This window comes from Pseudobutyrivibrio sp. ACV-2 (assembly GCF_900107545.1).
GTDB lineage: Bacteria > Bacillota > Clostridia > Lachnospirales > Lachnospiraceae > Pseudobutyrivibrio.
Map to the genome: position 1 here is coordinate 91,023 of NZ_FNQZ01000007.1, position 17,533 is coordinate 108,555.

Annotated in this window: 15 protein-coding genes and 1 other RNA gene; all 16 read left to right on the top strand. The window is 39.0% G+C overall.

The annotated features are described in order from the left end of the window. Nucleotides 1-191: 191 nt before the first annotated feature. Nucleotides 192-1,805, top strand: a complete 1,614-nt coding sequence (gene pckA, locus BLV53_RS09120) for a phosphoenolpyruvate carboxykinase (ATP) (protein ID WP_090300094.1) — start codon at nucleotides 192-194, stop codon at nucleotides 1,803-1,805. 195 nt (nucleotides 1,806-2,000) lie between these two features. Then, nucleotides 2,001-2,183: non-coding RNA, 6S RNA (gene ssrS, locus BLV53_RS09125), on the top strand. 98 nt (nucleotides 2,184-2,281) lie between these two features. Next, a complete protein-coding gene (locus BLV53_RS09130) occupies nucleotides 2,282-3,154 on the top strand; it encodes a YihY/virulence factor BrkB family protein (RefSeq protein WP_090300096.1) in 873 nt (290 codons plus the stop codon). Nucleotides 3,155-3,206: 52 nt separating this feature from the next. Then, nucleotides 3,207-4,241, top strand: coding sequence for a tRNA preQ1(34) S-adenosylmethionine ribosyltransferase-isomerase QueA (queA, locus tag BLV53_RS09135; protein ID WP_090300097.1), 1,035 nt, complete (start codon nucleotides 3,207-3,209; stop codon nucleotides 4,239-4,241). Nucleotides 4,242-4,298: 57 nt separating this feature from the next. Beyond that, nucleotides 4,299-5,354 carry a phenylalanine--tRNA ligase subunit alpha gene (locus BLV53_RS09140; RefSeq protein WP_090300099.1) on the top strand — a complete coding sequence of 352 codons (1,056 nt, stop codon included), beginning with the start codon at nucleotides 4,299-4,301 and terminating at the stop codon, nucleotides 5,352-5,354. Between the two features lie 15 nt (nucleotides 5,355-5,369). Beyond that, on the top strand, nucleotides 5,370-7,730 hold the full coding sequence (pheT, locus tag BLV53_RS09145) for a phenylalanine--tRNA ligase subunit beta (protein WP_090300101.1): 2,361 nt from the start codon (nucleotides 5,370-5,372) through the stop codon (nucleotides 7,728-7,730). A gap of 20 nt (nucleotides 7,731-7,750) precedes the next feature. Next, the gene (locus BLV53_RS09150) at nucleotides 7,751-8,098 is read left to right on the top strand and encodes a PilZ domain-containing protein (RefSeq protein WP_090300103.1); all 348 of its coding nucleotides are present in this window, start codon (nucleotides 7,751-7,753) and stop codon (nucleotides 8,096-8,098) included. Between the two features lie 20 nt (nucleotides 8,099-8,118). Then, nucleotides 8,119-8,976 carry a prolipoprotein diacylglyceryl transferase gene (gene lgt, locus BLV53_RS09155; RefSeq protein WP_090300105.1) on the top strand — a complete coding sequence of 286 codons (858 nt, stop codon included), beginning with the start codon at nucleotides 8,119-8,121 and terminating at the stop codon, nucleotides 8,974-8,976. 288 nt (nucleotides 8,977-9,264) lie between these two features. Further along, nucleotides 9,265-9,696 carry a division/cell wall cluster transcriptional repressor MraZ gene (gene mraZ / locus BLV53_RS09160; protein WP_090300106.1) on the top strand — a complete coding sequence of 144 codons (432 nt, stop codon included), beginning with the start codon at nucleotides 9,265-9,267 and terminating at the stop codon, nucleotides 9,694-9,696. 17 nt (nucleotides 9,697-9,713) lie between these two features. Continuing rightward, entirely contained in the window at nucleotides 9,714-10,658 is a 945-nt protein-coding gene (gene rsmH, locus BLV53_RS09165; protein WP_090300108.1) for a 16S rRNA (cytosine(1402)-N(4))-methyltransferase RsmH, read from the top strand. Nucleotides 10,659-10,677: 19 nt separating this feature from the next. Further along, nucleotides 10,678-11,163, top strand: coding sequence for a hypothetical protein (locus BLV53_RS09170; protein WP_090300110.1), 486 nt, complete (start codon nucleotides 10,678-10,680; stop codon nucleotides 11,161-11,163). Between the two features lie 159 nt (nucleotides 11,164-11,322). Continuing rightward, nucleotides 11,323-13,245 (top strand): peptidoglycan D,D-transpeptidase FtsI family protein, encoded by a 1,923-nt coding sequence (locus BLV53_RS09175; protein ID WP_242879067.1) that lies wholly within the window; start codon nucleotides 11,323-11,325, stop codon nucleotides 13,243-13,245. A gap of 11 nt (nucleotides 13,246-13,256) precedes the next feature. Continuing rightward, nucleotides 13,257-14,210, top strand: coding sequence for a phospho-N-acetylmuramoyl-pentapeptide-transferase (gene mraY / locus BLV53_RS09180; RefSeq protein ID WP_090300114.1), 954 nt, complete (start codon nucleotides 13,257-13,259; stop codon nucleotides 14,208-14,210). Nucleotides 14,211-14,228: 18 nt separating this feature from the next. Further along, entirely contained in the window at nucleotides 14,229-15,380 is a 1,152-nt protein-coding gene (locus BLV53_RS09185) for an FtsW/RodA/SpoVE family cell cycle protein (RefSeq protein ID WP_170830807.1), read from the top strand. Next, the gene (locus tag BLV53_RS09190; RefSeq protein ID WP_090300116.1) at nucleotides 15,380-16,141 is read left to right on the top strand and encodes a cell division protein FtsQ/DivIB; all 762 of its coding nucleotides are present in this window, start codon (nucleotides 15,380-15,382) and stop codon (nucleotides 16,139-16,141) included. The genes BLV53_RS09185 and BLV53_RS09190 overlap by 1 nt, the downstream gene beginning before the upstream one ends. A 124-nt stretch (nucleotides 16,142-16,265) precedes the next feature. Beyond that, a complete protein-coding gene (gene ftsZ, locus BLV53_RS09195) occupies nucleotides 16,266-17,501 on the top strand; it encodes a cell division protein FtsZ (protein ID WP_090300275.1) in 1,236 nt (411 codons plus the stop codon). The last annotated feature ends 32 nt before the right edge of the window (nucleotides 17,502-17,533 follow it).

Genomic DNA, 17,533 nt, shown 5'->3' on the forward strand with positions numbered 1-17,533 from the left:
ACGACTAATTGTAAATAGTAACAAAATTCAGAATTGAAATTGTACAGACCTAAGAGCATTTTTTATGTGAAATAATTGACAATAACTTTTCTGTTGGATAGAATGATATTTAGCGGAAATTAGTGTATAGCCCTTGAAAAATCAGGGGTTAACTAATAAGAAAATTAATTAGAAAAGTGAGGTAAGACAAGATGGCTAATGTTGATTTAACAAAGTATGGCATCACAGGAACAACTAGTATCATTCACAATCCTTCTTACGAGGATCTCTACAAGGCAGAGCTCGACGCTAAGAACGAAGGATTTGAAGTAGGTAAGGAAACAGAGCTTGGCGCTGTTAACGTTATGACAGGTATCTACACTGGTCGTTCACCTAAAGATAAGTACATTGTCATGGATGAGAATTCTAAGGACACTGTTTGGTGGACATCAGATGAATATAAGAATGATAACCATCCTATGTCTGAAGAAGTTTGGGCTAAGGTAAAGGATCTTGCTAAGAAGGAACTTTGCGACAAGGATCTTTATGTTGTAGACGCTTTCTGCGGTGCTAACAAGGATAGCCGCATGGCAGTTCGTTTCATCATGGAGGTTGCTTGGCAGGCTCACTTTGTTGAAAATATGTTTATTAAGCCTTCAGCAGAAGAACTTGAAAACTTTGAACCAGACTTCGTAGTTTACAATGCTTCAAAGGCTAAGGTTGAAAACTTTGAGGAACTCGGACTTAACTCTGAGACATGTGTAGCATTCAACATCACATCTCGTGAACAGGTTATCATCAACACATGGTACGGTGGAGAGATGAAGAAGGGTATGTTCTCTATGATGAACTACTTCCTTCCACTTAAGGGTATGGCTTCAATGCACTGCTCAGCTAACTGCGATATGGATGGAAAGCACACAGCTATCTTCTTTGGTCTTTCTGGTACAGGTAAGACTACACTTTCTACAGATCCTAAGCGTCGTCTTATCGGTGATGATGAGCACGGCTGGGATGACAACGGCGTATTCAACTTCGAAGGTGGTTGCTACGCAAAGGTTATCGGTCTTGACAAGGAATCTGAGCCAGATATCTACAACGCAATCAGAAGAGATGCTCTTCTTGAGAACGTTACAGTTGATGACGCTGGCAAGATTGATTTTGATGACAAGAGCGTTACAGAAAACACTCGTGTATCTTACCCAATCGATCACATTAAGAATATCGCAGCTGAGGTAAACGGTGTATCTGCAGGTCCAGATGCTGATAATGTTATCTTCCTTTCAGCAGATGCATTTGGAGTACTTCCTCCAGTATCTATCCTTACACCAGAGCAGACAAAGTACTACTTCCTTTCAGGATTTACTGCTAAGCTTGCTGGTACAGAGAGAGGTATCACAGAGCCTACACCTACATTCTCAGCTTGCTTCGGTCAGGCATTCCTTGAGCTTCACCCAACAAAGTACGCTGAAGAGCTTGTAAAGAAGATGGAGAAGTCTGGTGCAAAGGCTTACCTTGTAAATACAGGTTGGAACGGTACAGGAAAGCGTATCACAATTAAGGATACAAGAGGAATCATCGATGCAATCCTTTCAGGTGACATCAACAATGCTCCTACAAAGACTATTCCAATGTTCAACTTCGAAGTTCCTACAGAACTTCCAGGTGTAGATCCAGCAATCCTTGATCCTAGAGACACATACGCTAACCCTTCTGAGTGGGAAGAGAAGGCTAAGGATCTTGCTGAGAGATTCAACAAGAACTTTGTTAAGTACACAACAAATGAGGCTGGTAAGGCACTTGTGTCTGCAGGCCCACAGCTATAATTAGTACGATGATTTATAGATTCCTCTGTGACTTTTGTTGCAGAGGAATTTTTAGTTTTATTTTTTAATAACGCCGTTATAAATGACTGTATTTTATGTATTAGGACTCTTTTATTTAACTCTGTGAAAAAACAGTTCTTTATTTTGTCACAAATATGTAGTACTATAATTGCAGGTAGTAAATACCGATTTTTTTCTAACCTGGGATGAACGATTTAACTTATCCTTTTTGAACCTACATTTACTTTAAACGGAATGCTTATATTTCTAATTGGCTGTCAGGCCTCCAATGCGCAGTGGAAGACAAAAAATTAGTTGCGGCGATCCACCTAGCTAGAGCTAGGAGTCAATTGATAGGCCCGTCACTCTGGGTTAGATATTTAAAAGATAGAGAAAAACGAATGAAAGCGTTCGTTTTTCTCTATCTTTTTTTTGCGTAGATTATTTGCTAAAATCTACAATTGAGGAGATTTTTTATGTGGACATTTTTAGGTTATGGAAAAACATATTTAGATAAATGCGGAAGGGACAATATAGGAGCTTACGCTGCGCAGACAGCATACTTTATGATTATGTCGGCGCTGCCAGTACTGATGCTTTTGGTGTGGGTGGCAGGTCTTGTTCCATCTATAAATCAATATCTGTATGAATTGGTTTTTGATGTTATTCCGGAAGAGTTTTCGCCCTATGTAATAAAGGTCGCAAGAATGGTTACACAGGGCTCTGTAGGTGCTATTTCCATTTCGGCAATCATGGCAATCTGGTCATCTGGTAAAGCCTTCCAGAATCTTATGGTAGGTCTTAACCAGGTAAACAAAATAGAAGAGACCAGGGGGTGGGTTACAAGACGCCTTAGAGCAGTTTTTTATATGATGGTTTTACTATCTGTAATTATTGTAATTATGCTAATGCTTGTCTTTACAGCAAAGCTTCAGTATTACGCAAAAAATTACTATGGTTTTTTACCTTACATGGTAGGTATCAGACCTTTATTTAGAAATATATTTGTATTTATATTTCTTGTAATCGTATTTACGTTTTTATTTGCGGTTTTACCAAACAAGCATCTTACCTTTATGAGCCAGCTGCCAGGCGGGATTATTTGTGCAGTTAGCTGGTATCTGTTTAGTACAGGTCTTGCTATATGGGTTAGGATTTTTAATAATTTTTCCATGTACGGAGCCTTTGCTACTATGATGATGTTTATGTTTTGGTTGTACTTTTGTATGTATTTTATGTTAATGGCAGCAGAGGCAAATGTTTTTTTTGCAGAAGCCTTTGGCATGGCCTGGGAGAAATTTAAAAACGATTTTAAGGCAAAACACTTCAGTAATTGGACTACAAGATAATTCTGTGCTAAACTAAATCGGATGTAGTTATTTAAAGTAATAGGATATAGATATGTTAGTAAAAGATTTTGATTATGAACTTCCAGAGGAACTGATTGCTCAGGATCCATTGGAAAAACGAAGCAATTCAAGACTTATGGTCTTGGACAAAAATACAGGCGAGATAGTACATCGCCATTTCTACGATATTAAAGAATATCTTAAGCCAGGAGATTGCCTGGTTATCAACAACACGCGAGTAATTCCAGCCAGATTATATGGTGCCAGAGTAGGCTCCGGCGGAAAGGTTGAAATCCTTCTTCTTAAGAGAATCAGCGACAGTCAGTGGGAATGTCTTGTTAAGCCTGGTAAAAAAGCTCGTCCTGGTATGGAGATATCCTTTGGAGACGGTCTTTTAATCGGAAAGATTGTTGATATAGTTGATGAAGGCAATAGAATCATAGAATTTAGCTATGATGGTATATTTGAGGAAATTTTGGACAAGCTTGGCGAAATGCCACTTCCTCCATATATCACACATAAGCTTGCAGATAGAGACAGATATCAGACCGTCTATGCGAAATATGATGGCTCAGCAGCTGCTCCTACAGCTGGGCTTCATTTTACACCAGAGCTTCTTGAGGAAGTAAAGGCTATGGGGGTTAGAATCGCAGAGGTTACTCTTCATGTTGGACTTGGCACCTTTAGACCAGTCAAGGAAGAGGAAGTGTTAGAGCATCACATGCACTCAGAATATTACGAGCTCACACAGGAAGCCTGCGATATCATTAATGAAACAAAGGCAAATGGTGGAAGAGTAATATCTGTTGGAACCACAAGCACTCGTACCCTTGAGTCTGCAGCCGAGCCAGGAAAGCCACTTGCTCCAAAGAGCGGTTGGACACAGATATTCATTTATCCTGGATATGAGTTTAAAGTAATCGATGGGCTTATCACCAACTTCCATCTGCCACAGTCAACACTTATCATGCTGGTTTCAGCACTTGCAGGCAGGGAACACGTGCTTGCCGCCTATGAAAAGGCTGTTGAGGAGCGCTACAGATTCTTCTCCTTTGGAGATGCCATGATGATTACAGATTTACAATAAGAAAACTTACTGTTAAAATTTTAACCTATACGAGATTATTTTTTAGGGAGGCCACCTATGGTAGATATTATTTCTGAATTAAGTGCCAAGTTCGAAACTGAGCTTCAGAACATCAAGAATTCCGAAGAGCTTGAGAACATTAGAGTTTCTTACCTTGGTAAAAAAGGTAGCGTTACAGCTGCTATGAAAGAGATGGGCAAGCTTTCTGCGGAAGAGAAAAAAGAGTTTGGCCAGAAGATTAACTTACTTAAAAACACAGTTGCTGACAGAATTTCTGCTAAAAAGGATGAGATTGCAGCATTAGAGCTTCAAAAGGAAATTGATAAGGTTCCTGAATTTGATATTTCCCTTCCAGAGCATTTTGATCAGGGAAGCTATCATCCTATTACTCTTGTTCAGCGCCAGTGCGAGACAATTTTTAAGTCCATGGGCTTCACAGTTGAGGACTATAGCGAGGTGGTTACAGATTACGAGTGTTTCGAAGCTGTTAACATCCCTAAATATCACCCTGCAAGAGATATGCAGGATACATATTATCTTGAAAATGGTCAGTTGTTAAAGTCACAGACTACAGCTGCTCAAAATGCAATTTATAAAAAATATCGTAAGCAGTTAATTGAAAATGGCACTCCTATCAAGGCTATTTTCCCAGGACGTTGCTTTAGAAATGAAGCTACAGATGCATGCCATGAAAACACATTCTTCCAGATGGAAGGTGTTATGGTAGGAAAGGATATTTCTATTTCTAACCTCATCTATTTCATGAAGACTATGCTTTCTGAGGTGTTCAGACGTGACATAAAGGTTCGTCTTCGTCCAGGCTTCTTCCCATTTGTGGAGCCTGGCTTTGAGCTTGATATCAACTGCCTCAACTGCGGCGGTAAGGGATGTCCTTCTTGCAAGCATTCAGGGTGGCTTGAGCTTTGCCCATGCGGTATGGTTCATCCAAAGGTTCTTGAAGAGGGTGGCATTGACCCAGAAAAATACACAGGCTTCGCTTTTGGTCTAGGCCTTACAAGACTTGCAATGATGAAATATGGTATTAAAGATATTCGTGATCTGAACAGTGGTAATCTTTCAAGCTTAGCTCAGTTCACAGATGACGAGCAGTAAGGGAGGACGTGAAACATGTTTATTTCAATGAATTGGATCTCTGATTTTGTTGACCTTGAGGGTCTAGACAAGATGGAGCTTATTTCTAAGTTCTCTCTTGCAACAGCAGAGGTTGAAAATGATATATATCACAAGGGTGAAGATTTATCAGGAGTAGTTGTAGCTGAAATCAAATCAGTAGAAGAGCACCCTGAGTCAAAGAAGCTTCATCTTTTAAAGGTAGATGCAGGTGATGGCAAGCTTACAGATGTAGTTTGTGGTGCACCAAATGTTCGTGTTGGCATGAAAACAGCCTTTGCAAAGGTTGGTGCTACACTTGGACCTATCACAATCGCACCAAGACCACTTGCAGGATACGAATCATATGGTATGTGCTGCTCTGAAAAAGAAATTGGTATTTCAGACAACAATGACGGCATCATGGATATCCTTGAAGATGCTGAAAATGGTACAGATATCAAGGATTTATATGAAATCGATGACATTATCTTCGAGGTAGATAACAAGTCTCTTACAAATAGACCTGATCTTTGGGGACATTACGGAATAGCAAGAGAGTTTGCTACTATTGCGAAGCGTCCTCTCAAGGAGCTTCCAACACTTGACTTAAGCCAATACGACAATCTTGAAAAGGTTGACCTCAAGATTGAAGATGAACTCTGTCAGAGATATTCATCAATCAAAGTTGAAAACGTAGAAAAGAACGTTGCTCCAATGAACATGAGAATTCGCCTTTTCTATTGCGGCATGAGAGGCATCAACCTTCTCGCAGATTTAACAAACTATATCATGCTTGAAATGGGACAGCCAATGCATGCCTTTGATTCACGCAAGGTAGAGAAAATCCGTGTTAAGAGATTTGATACACCATTTACATTTACAACACTTGATGGTGTGGAGCGCAATATCGATGAGAACACTCTTATGATTTGCAATGATAATACACCAGTTGCTATCGCAGGTATCATGGGTGGCCTTGATTCAGAAATCGTAGAGGATACAACAACTCTTACTCTTGAGTCTGCAACATTTAATGCTGCATCTATCAGAAAGAGTGCAGTTCGTCTTGCGCACAGAACAGACGCTTCAGCTCGTTACGAAAAGAGCCTTGACCCTGAGATGACAACAGTAGCCATCGCTCGTTTCATGAAGCTTCTTCTTGAAATCGACCCAGGTGTAAAGGTTGTTTCTGCACTTACAGATGAATACGCATTCCATTACCCACATATTGCTCTTGATTTCGACAAGAATTTCGTAGACAAATATACTGGAATTGAAATTACAAATGAGCACATTGTAGATACACTTGCAGCTCTTGGATTCACAGTTGCACAGGATGGAGATAACTTCCATGTTGATGTTCCTTCATATCGTGCTACAAAAGATATAAGCTTAAAGGCAGATATTATCGAAGAAATCACACGTATTTACGGATATGACAACTTCGAGCTTTCAACAACAAATGCACCACTTTATCCAGTACGTATGGATGAGACAAAAAATGTTGAAGATAGAATCAAGGACATCCTTGTTAAGAGATTCAGTCTTCACGAGGTTCATTCTTATGTATGGCAATATGCAGATGAATACAAGAAGCTTGGAATGGAAGTAGAGGAAAACATTAAGCTTGCAAACTCTACAAACCCTAACATTGAAACACTTAGACGTTCAATCATTCCTACACAGCTTTGCCAGGTTAATTACAATACAGGCTATGCTACTGATTTCGGTATCTTTGAGGTAGGACGAGTAGTAGAAGGTCTTAAGGAAGATGGGCTTTGTGACGAGCATAAAAAGCTTTGCATCACATTATTCTCAAAGACTAAGTCTCTTGAGAAGCTTTATTTTGAGCTTAGAGACATGCTTGCTGAGACAATAGAGGATGTTAGACACAAGGCACTTACATATAAAAAGCTTGAGGCAACACATTCATATCAGCATCCAAAGAACTTAAATGCACTTGTGCTTGATGGAGTTCAGATTGGTGAAATCGGTGTTGCACATCCACTTGTATCAAAGAAAATCGATAAAAAAGCAGCTATCGTATTTGCTGAAATCGATGTGGAAGCACTTGCTGATATTGCTCAGGAGAATATTTCTTACGTTGAGCCTTCAAAATATCCTTCAATTGAAGTAGATTTATCATTTATTGCAGAGAAATTTGCAGAAATAAATGATACAATAAAAGAGACAGCTGATTCTATTTTGAAAAAGGTCGGTGTTACCGATGTATATAATGATGGAAACAGCAAATCAATCACTGTAAGACTTCTTTTTGGTGAGGATGATCGTACACTTACCCATGACGAAGTTCAAAAGGTGGTAGATGATATTATAGCTAAGCTTAAGGAAAAAGGTATTAATCTTAAACTTTAATTTTTAGTGGGAGGCAGAGCATGGAAGAAAAGAGAAAACACAAACGACTGGACATTAACGTAAAGGTAGAAATTGAGCGTATTGATGAGGACAACATCACTACAGTAAAGTATATGGATGTTGAGGTAACCAATATTTCAAAGACTGGCTTGGCTTTTAGAATGCCGGACGTTGAGTTTGAGATTGGAACCTGCTTCGATGCCAAAATTCAGATTTGGACAAAGGAAACAATCGATACAGTATTCAAGGTTGTCCGAAGCAACAGGCTGGAAGACAATACATACGAATATGGATGTATTTTTGTAGGTATGACTGACACAGATGCATTAAAGATTGAAATATATCAGTTGTTCAATGACGTAGAATAAAAATAATAGGAGAGTTTAATTTGGACAATAGCATTATATTTCCAAATCTACATATTACTCTAGGCAATGTTGAAAAAGGATTCTATATCGGATCCTTTTTCATTGCTTTTTATGGGGTAATTATTGCCATAGGGATGCTTGTGGGCGTGAGCTTTATTCTAAAAGAAGCAAAGAGAGTAGGATTTGACGAAGATAAATTTTTAGACATTTGCATTATTACTATTGTAGTTGGAGTATTAGGCGCAAGAGCCTATTATGTTATATTTGCTTGGGATTATTACAAGGATAATATCCTTAACATATTTAACATAAGGCAGGGAGGTCTCGCTATTTATGGAGGAGTCCTTGCTGGAATTGCTTCTGTAATTATTATTTCCAAAATCAGAAAACATGATATTCTAAAGGTTTTGGATGTATGTATTTTTGGAGTTGTCATCGGCCAAATTTTTGGACGATGGGGCAATTTCTTTAATAGAGAAGTGTTTGGGCAATACACAGACGGGCTTTTAGCAATGCTTCTTCCTATCAATTCTGTAAGAAGTGAGTTGGACATTACTCCTGAAATGCTTTCGAATCTTGTGGAGATAGAAGGGGTGCAGTTTGTTTCTGTTCATCCAACATTTCTTTATGAATCACTTTGGAACCTTGGACTTCTTATAATAATGCTTCTTATGAGAAAGAAAAAGAAGTTCAATGGACAGATATTCTTTACCTATTTAATAGGTTATGGCGCTGGTCGTTTTTGGATCGAAGGTATCCGTACAGACCAGTTAAAGCTTTGGGGAACTAACCTTCCAGTATCACAGCTTATTGCAGCGATATTGATTGTGGTGGGAAGTGGTTTATATATGTATAAGCTGAAAAATCAGGATAAATAATCCACTTTCACATCAAAAATTGTATTTTTTTAAAGACATTAGCATGGCTAATGTCTTTTTTTGTGTCAAATTTTACTTAAAAATTTCTTATTTTGTAGTTTTTATGGGATTGTCCTCCACTCACCACCACATGTTGTGAGGTCTTTAAAACATTGATTTTTCACGGGTCGTGGGTTGCACATGGAGGAATAATGGTTTAAAATATAGTCAAAAGTGGAGGAAAGTGGAATAAAAGTGTCATAAAGTGGTGGATATTGAGACAATCCGCCAGGAAAGGAGGAGTGTCTCATGTTCATGGGAGAATACAGCCACAATATAGACGCGAAAAATCGTCTTATTATGCCTGCAAAATTTCGTGAACAGTTAGGAGAACACTTTGTTGCCACTAAAGGAATCGATGGTTGCATCTTTGTATATCCACTTAGCGAATGGAAAATCATCGAGGAAAAGTTTAGAGAAATTCCACGAACCACTAAGGACGCCAGAAAGTTCTCCAGATTCTTCTTTGCAGGGGCAGCAGAATGTGACATTGATAAGCAGGGAAGAGTACTTATCCCGGCAAACTTAAAGGAATATGCTGGAATCGATAAGGAAGTGGTTTCTGTAGGCGTACTAAACAGAATTGAAATTTGGTCTAAGGATCGTTGGATTGAGGAAGGTACATACGACGACATGGATGAGATTGCAGAACACATGGCAGAACTTGGACTTGGCATTTAAGGGAGTTTAAATATTCAATGGAGTTTAATCATTATTCAGTTCTCTTACATGAGACAGTGGACAATCTGAATATAAAACCTGATGGCATATACGTGGATGGTACATTGGGTGGAGGCGGCCACTCATTTGAAATCGCCAGCCATTTGACCACGGGTCATCTGTATGGCTTTGATCAGGATACAGATGCACTTAAGGCGGCCGGGGAGAGGCTTGCCTGCTATGGCGATAAAGTTACCACTATTCATAGTAACTATGAATTCATGAAAGAGAGACTAGGGGAGCTAGGAGTTACAAAGGTCGATGGCATCATGCTGGATCTTGGTGTTTCAAGTTTCCAGCTTGATGAAGCTGACCGAGGCTTTACCTACAGAGTTGATGATGCACCTCTTGATATGAGAATGGATAAGGACAATCCTATGACGGCGGCAGATATAGTTAACAACTATTCTGCCGAGGATTTGACCAGAGTCCTTTTCAATTACGGTGAGGAAAAATTTTCAAAACAGATAGTTAAGAACATATTAAAAGAGCGAGAAAAAGCTCCAATCCTTACCGCTGGGCAGCTAAATAAAATCATTGCTGAGAGCATTCCAAAGAAAGCACAGGTTGGACAGGGGCATCCATCAAAGAGAACCTACCAGGCTCTTAGAATTGAGTTAAACAGAGAACTTACAGTTTTAGAGAATCATATAGATGACATGATTGATTTGTTGAATCCAGGTGGAAGACTTTGCATTATCACCTTCCATTCATTGGAGGATAGAATCACAAAAGTGGCATTCAAGAGAAATGAAGATCCTTGCACATGTCCAAAGAATTTCCCGGTTTGTGTATGCGGGAAGAAATCAAAGGGAAAGGTAATCACAAGAAAACCAATCCTTCCAAGCGAATATGAGCTTGAACACAATTCAAGATCAAAAAGCGCAAAACTTAGAGTGTTTGAGAAAATAGAGACAGAATAAAATTTTTAGGGAGTTTAAAATGCAGGAAGTACAGACATATTATTATCATCAAGGGAATACAGTTAGAAAAGACGAAATATATGTTAGTCCTGCTAGAACTCTGCCAACTAGAGAGCAAAGAGAGCGTGAAAAGCGTGAAGAAGCTATTCGTAATCAGAAGATTGCGTATAGACGTCACAAAGCAGCTCTTAGAAAAAACAGACTTTTAACAGGTTATATGCTTATGGCTGTAATGCTTACAGTATTTATGCTTGTAGGCTATGTAGCTCTCCAGACTAACGTTTCTACTAGAATGGATAATATCGCAAGTCTTGAAAAACAGCTTGCTACATTAAAGGCAGACAATAAGGCCGCTGAAAGCAGAATCTCCACCACTACAAATCTTAGTGAAATAAAAGATAAAGCAATAAATGATTTAGGAATGGTGTATGCAACTAGCAGCCAAATAGTGTATTATAGTGTGGATGGCTCAGATTACATGAGCCAATATCAGGATATACCATAAATTTGGTAATCCTACCTAGGAAGTACAATAATGGCTAGTAATAGTAGTAGAAGAAAAAGAATTAAACCAAATAAAAAAATTTTGAAAAGAATGCAATTTAAGCTCTGGTTTGTGTTTGGGGTTGTTTGTATTCTTTTTGTGTTTCTAATAGGACGTGTAATGTACATTCAGTACACCAGCGGTGACAAATACGAAAAGATTGTTTTGTCACAGCAGCATTACGACAGTTCTATTATTCCGTTTCAAAGAGGCGATATTGTTGATGCCAGAGGCACAGTACTTGCAACAAGCGTTGATGTGTACAATGTTATCTTAGACTGCAAGGTGCTGAATGCCAGGGACGAAAAAATCGAGGGCGCAAAGAAAACCACAGTTGAACTGGTGGATGATTGCTTTGAAGAAATAGATAAGGAAAAACTTACAACTCAGTTAGAGGATCATCCAAAGTCTCAATACTTCGTTTTGGCAAAAAGAGTTCCTTACGAAGAAATGGCTGAATTCCAGGAGAAAGTCGAATCTGAAGAGTACAAAGATAAGGTTTTTGGAATATGGTTCGAAAAGGAATATATTCGACAGTACCCTTACAGCACCCTTGCAGCATCTACAATCGGATACGCCAGCAGTGGTAACGTGGGAGTTATTGGACTGGAAAATAAATATTCAAATGTTCTTAATGGTGTAAATGGTCGTACATATGGCTACCTAAATTCAGACAGTAACTTGGAGCAGACCACTGTTGACGCTACCAATGGAAACAATATTATCCTATCATTAGATGTAAACATTCAGACAATAGCTGAAAACGCTATAAGAGAATGGAATGAGGAAACGTTGGCACAGTGGAATGCAGATCATCCTGACGATTATAGGTCACAGGGATCACTCCACACAGCAGCCTTGGTTATGAATCCAAACAATGGCGAGATTTATGCAATGGCTCAGTATCCATCTTTTGATTTGAATAATCCAAGAGATTTGTCGGCATATTATAGTGAAGAGCAAGTTGCTGAGATGTCCGAAGAAGACAAGATGGATAAGCTAAATAAAATCTGGCAGAATTTTGCTATCACCTATACCTACGAGCCAGGCTCTACATTCAAACCATTTACGGTAGCAATGGGACTTGAAACAGGAGTCTTATCAGGTAATGAAACTTATTTCTGCGATGGTGGTGAGATGATTACAGGCTATCCTAGACTGGTAAAGTGTGTTGCATACACTAAAGGTGGTCATGGCACTCAAACCATAGCAGATGCTCTTTCAAATTCCTGCAATGATGCTTTGATGCAGATGGTTCGTGTGATTGGACCGGAAACCTTTGCTGACTACCAATCAATATTTGGATTTGGTCAAAAAACAGGCATCGACTTAACTGGAGAGGCCAGTACAGCAGGTCTTATTTACAGCAGAGATGATTTGGGTTCAGCTATCAACTTAGCCACTAATTCATTTGGTCAGAACTTTAACACTACAATGATTCAGCTTGGTACAGGTTTTTGTTCTCTGATAAACGGTGGTAATCTTTATGAACCACATTTAGTTACAAAGATTACAGATCCAAACGGCAACACAGTTAGTGAAATTGAGCCTACCATCTTAAAAAAGACCATATCATCAGAAGTTAGTGATTTGATGAGGGGATATCTGGAATATGTAGTGTCAGATGGTACTGGTAAGACAGCAGGTGTCGAGGGTTACACTATTGGTGGTAAAACAGGTACAGCCGAAAAGCTTCCTCGTGGAAACCGTAAATACTTAGTATCATTTATAGGATTTGCACCAACAGATAATCCTGAACTTGTGGTTTATGTTATCGTAGATGAACCGGCAGTTGATGATCAGGCACACAGTAGCTTTGCTCAGCAGATTGTACATAATATTTTTGAGCAGGCCCTTCCATATTTAGGAGTTGAATCTTCGCTTACAGAAGAGCAGGAGGCTGAGGCGGCTGCAGCACTTACCGAACATGCACAGCAGGTACTTTCCCCAGATGAGGGTGGCACAGAGGATACTCCAGAAGGAGAAGATTCAACGGCAGACCCTAATGCTACACCAGATAACGGAAATGAAGATAATGAGTAAGGAGTATAGAAATGTTTGAAGTTTTTTTACCAATGATAATTGCCTTTTTTATTGTACTGGCATTGGGACCAGTGTGTATCCCACTTTTGCGTAGATTAAAAATGGGAAACACAGAGCGAGAGTACATCGAGGAGCATAAATTGAAAAATGGAACACCTTCTATGGGTGGTATTATGATTTTAATAGCTTTTTCGGTTGTTTCACTTATTTTTGCTACAGTTCGACACACTACACAGATTTATCCAATAGTTTTCATGACTTTAGGCTTTGGAATCTTAGGATTTGTAGATGATTTACTTAAAGCATTAAAGAAAAGTTCAGATGGTCTAAAAGCATGGCAGAAGATGCTGGGACAGATCGTTCTTACTATAGCATTTGCAGTTTATATGATTAATTTCTCAGGTGTTTCACTTGAAATCAGAATTCCTGTAACAGGCGCATTTGTAGATATAAGCTGGCTTGCAATAGTTGTACTTTTCCTGTGTGTACTTGGAACTGTCAACGGAGCCAATTTTACAGATGGTCTTGATGGACTTGCTACATCAGTAACACTTGCAATCGCAGGTTTCTGGGGAATAGTTGCCATGACACTTGGTTCAGAAATCACACCTGCAATCGCAGCAATGATTGGTGCTTTATTTGGATTTTTAATGTTTAACGTTCATCCAGCCAAGATTTTCATGGGAGATACAGGTTCTCTTGCACTTGGTGCTTTTGTGGCTTCTACCGCTTATATGCTTCAGATGCCTATTTTCATAATTATTGTTGCACTTATTTATCTTGTTGAGGTTCTTTCAGTTATTCTTCAGGTAGGCTACTTTAAGCTTACAGGTGGTAAACGAATTTTTAGAATGGCCCCTATTCATCATCACTATGAGCTTGGTGGTTGGTCTGAGGTAAAGGTAGTAGCAGTATTCACAACTGTAACTATTTTCTTATGTCTTTTCGCCTACTATTTGGTTTAATGAAATGGGGATGAGCTTATGGCAAGAGATAAAGAACTGGCGGTCTCCAGAAAGGAAGCCCGCCAGCAAAGAAAAATAAAACGACTTCTTAACTTTGACTATACACTCTTACTTATCATTTTTTTTATTTTGGCATTTGGCCTGGTTATGTTATACAGTACCTCAGCCTACGCAGCTGCATTAAAACAAGGAGATTCTATTTTTTATCTTAGAACTCAACTTAAAGCAGCAGTCCTGGGTTTTTGCGGTATGTTTATTACTACAAAGGTAGACTACAGAAGATGGTCTACTTTGGTTATTCCAGCATATTTATTTTCGATATTTTTATGTATAGCAGTACTTTTTGTAGGTGTAACAATTAACGAGTCTTCAAGATGGCTTAGGATTGGTCCTATTTCCTTTCAGCCATCAGAGCTTACAAAAGTGGCTGTAATACTGCTTGTGGCTTACATTATAGACAGAGCTCCAAAAGCTCAGAGAAATTTAAAGGGGACAGCTTTCACAATGTTGCTGGTTTTGCCAGCATTTGCGGTTGTAGCTACAAATAATCTTTCTACAGCTATTATTATTCTTGGTATTGCATTTATCATGGTGTTTATTGCATCACCTAAGTTTGTGCAGTTTATAGCAGCTGGAGCAGCGTTGTTTGTACTTGTAGTATTTTATATTACCACAGCGTCTTACAGAGCAGGCCGTATAGAAGCCTGGCTTCATCCGGAAAACCATATGGATGGTAAAGGTTATCAGACGTTACAGGGACTTTATGCCATAGGAAGTGGCGGCCTTTTTGGAAAGGGACTTGGCGGTAGTATGCAAAAATATATTGTACCAGAAGCGCAAAATGATATGATTTTTTCAATCATATGTGAGGAACTGGGCGTTTTTGGCGCGGTTTGTGTTATTCTTCTTTATATTCTTTTGCTTTATAGATTATTGTATATTGCAAACCACGCAAAGGATATGTTTGGTTCTTATATTTGCATAGGCATTATGGGACATATTGCTTTGCAGGTTATATTAAATATTTCTGTAGTTACTAATACAATTCCTAATACAGGTGTTACGCTACCACTTATTAGTTACGGTGGAACATCTGTTACCATTCTTTTGACAGAGATGGGATTAGCTCTCAGTGTATCCAAGAATATGGAATTTCAGGAGGAATCTTAATGGGCAGAAGAAGAAAAAAAAGAGGTCATGGCGCCCTGCTCCTGATAGTTGAACTGATACTTGGAATTGTGATTTTAATAGGCTTTTTTGGTGTAGGGGCTTACTTTCTTTGTCCGCTCAAAAATGTAAAAGTAGAGGGGACAGATCTTTATACATCAGAAGAGATTCAAGGTTACATTTTGGATGATGAATACTCAGGTAATGCAATGTATGCTTTTATTAAAAACAAAATGTTTCCTAAAGGGGATGCAGAGTTTATTGATTCATTTGATGTAAAGCTTACAAGTATGAATTCATTGACTATAGTTTGCAATGAAAAGAAGATTCTTGGATATTTGATACAAGAAGATGGAAACTATGTATATTTTGATTATAACGGAAGAATTGCTGAGATTAGTCAGACATTTGTCGACAGAGGTTATATGAAAGTTGAGGGAGTTTCCTGTGAGAATCCTGAACGAGGCAAAAAATTAACAATCGGAAAGGAACAAATTGGATACTTAACATCCTTAATAAAGATATTGCAAAAGAATAATCTCATGCCTAATGTGGTTTCATATGATGAGAATAGTCACATAATTCTATCATATGAAACATATAACATTAGTTTGGGTAGCAGCGTATATTTGGAGGAGAAAATTGACCGGGTACTGCGCATACTGCCCCAATTGGATGGACTACACGGAACACTACATCTTGAGAATTATTCCAGTGCAAGCACAGATATTGTATTCGAAAAGGATAATTATTCTGACGAATAAAATATAATTTTTGTGAAAAAACGGTTGCGAAATAGAAAGAAAAACTATAATATTATATGTAGTATTTTGGTATTAGAGAATTTTTCGACCTCCCTTAGAGGTTTAATAAAAGGAGGATATGGTTTTGATTAACATTACGACTGACGAGACAGGGGCTCCTGTCAGAATCATTGTTGTTGGTGTCGGCGGAGCTGGCAACAATGCAGTAAAGCGTATGGTTGAAGAGGGCATTGGGGGAGTTGAGTTTATAGGTATCAACACTGACAAGCAGGCACTCGATCTCTGCAAGGCTCCAACTCTTTTAGCTATAGGTGAAAAAACTACCGGTGGAAAGGGTGCAGGTGCAAATCCTGAGGTTGGCATGAAGTCAGCAGAGGAGAGCGCTGAAGATATTTCTGCAGCTATTAAGGGCGCAGATATGGTATTCATCACTTGTGGTATGGGTGGTGGTACAGGTACAGGTGCTGCACCAGTTGTTGCTCGCATCGCAAAGGAACAGGGCATCCTTACTGTAGGTGTCGTTACTAAGCCTTTCCAGTTTGAAGGAAAGCCTCGTATGAACAACGCACTTAATGGTATCGAAAGATTAAAAGAGAGTGTAGATACTCTTATTGTAATCCCTAACCAGAAGCTTGTTGAAATCTGCAATAAGTCTATGGGTATCGGTGAGAGCTTCCGCATGGCTGATCAGGTTCTTCATCAGTCAGTACAGGGTATCACGGATCTTATCACTAAGAATTCACTCATTAACCTTGACTTCGCCGATGTTACAACAGTTATGAAGGACAAGGGCTTAGCACACGTAGGTATTGGCTCTGCTAAGGGAGATGAAAAGGCACTTGAAGCTGTTAAGGCTGCTGTTGCTTCTCCACTTCTTGAGACAAGCATTCAGGGTGCTACAGATGTTATCGTTAACATTTGTGGTGATGTTGGACTTAACGATGCTAACGAAGCTACATCATATGTTCAGGATATGACAGGCGCTGACGCTAATATCATTCTTGGTATTACAGTTGACGAGAATATGTCTGATGAAGTTTCAGTTACAGTTATTGCTACAGGTCTTTGTGAGCCAGCTGCTACACTAGCACCTACTCGCAGCACAGTAGCAGGAATGCAGTATGCTTCCCAGGTTAGACCAGCAGCTACTACAACAGATTTACATAATATGCGTTCTACTACAGCTCCAGCTGGACAGTCAGGTGTTACAAATACTCCACCGGTTGTTAATAGACCGGTTACACCATCACCTGCTACACAGTCTCCACTTCATAAACCAGTTACTCCTTCTCCAACTGAGAGCAGTGTAACAGAACTAAACATTAAAATGCCTGATTTTATGAGCTCAATTAAGAAATAAATATAAAAAGATGTCGGATTTTTAGTCCGACA

Excerpts from the sequence above, each read along its gene's own strand:
- BLV53_RS09150 (WP_090300103.1), top strand. The coding sequence starts at position 7,751 with ATGGAAGAAAAGAGAAAACACAAACGACTGGACATTAACGTAAAGGTA.
- rsmH (WP_090300108.1), top strand. The coding sequence starts at position 9,714 with ATGGAGTTTAATCATTATTCAGTTCTCTTACATGAGACAGTGGACAAT.
- BLV53_RS09190 (WP_090300116.1), top strand. The coding sequence starts at position 15,380 with ATGGGCAGAAGAAGAAAAAAAAGAGGTCATGGCGCCCTGCTCCTGATA.
- pheT (WP_090300101.1), top strand. The coding sequence starts at position 5,370 with ATGTTTATTTCAATGAATTGGATCTCTGATTTTGTTGACCTTGAGGGT.
- BLV53_RS09170 (WP_090300110.1), top strand. The coding sequence starts at position 10,678 with ATGCAGGAAGTACAGACATATTATTATCATCAAGGGAATACAGTTAGA.
- queA (WP_090300097.1), top strand. The coding sequence starts at position 3,207 with ATGTTAGTAAAAGATTTTGATTATGAACTTCCAGAGGAACTGATTGCT.
- mraY (WP_090300114.1), top strand. The coding sequence starts at position 13,257 with ATGTTTGAAGTTTTTTTACCAATGATAATTGCCTTTTTTATTGTACTG.
- pckA (WP_090300094.1), top strand. The coding sequence starts at position 192 with ATGGCTAATGTTGATTTAACAAAGTATGGCATCACAGGAACAACTAGT.
- BLV53_RS09175 (WP_242879067.1), top strand. The coding sequence starts at position 11,323 with ATGTACATTCAGTACACCAGCGGTGACAAATACGAAAAGATTGTTTTG.
- BLV53_RS09140 (WP_090300099.1), top strand. The coding sequence starts at position 4,299 with ATGGTAGATATTATTTCTGAATTAAGTGCCAAGTTCGAAACTGAGCTT.
- BLV53_RS09130 (WP_090300096.1), top strand. The coding sequence starts at position 2,282 with ATGTGGACATTTTTAGGTTATGGAAAAACATATTTAGATAAATGCGGA.
- mraZ (WP_090300106.1), top strand. The coding sequence starts at position 9,265 with ATGTTCATGGGAGAATACAGCCACAATATAGACGCGAAAAATCGTCTT.
- BLV53_RS09185 (WP_170830807.1), top strand. The coding sequence starts at position 14,229 with ATGGCAAGAGATAAAGAACTGGCGGTCTCCAGAAAGGAAGCCCGCCAG.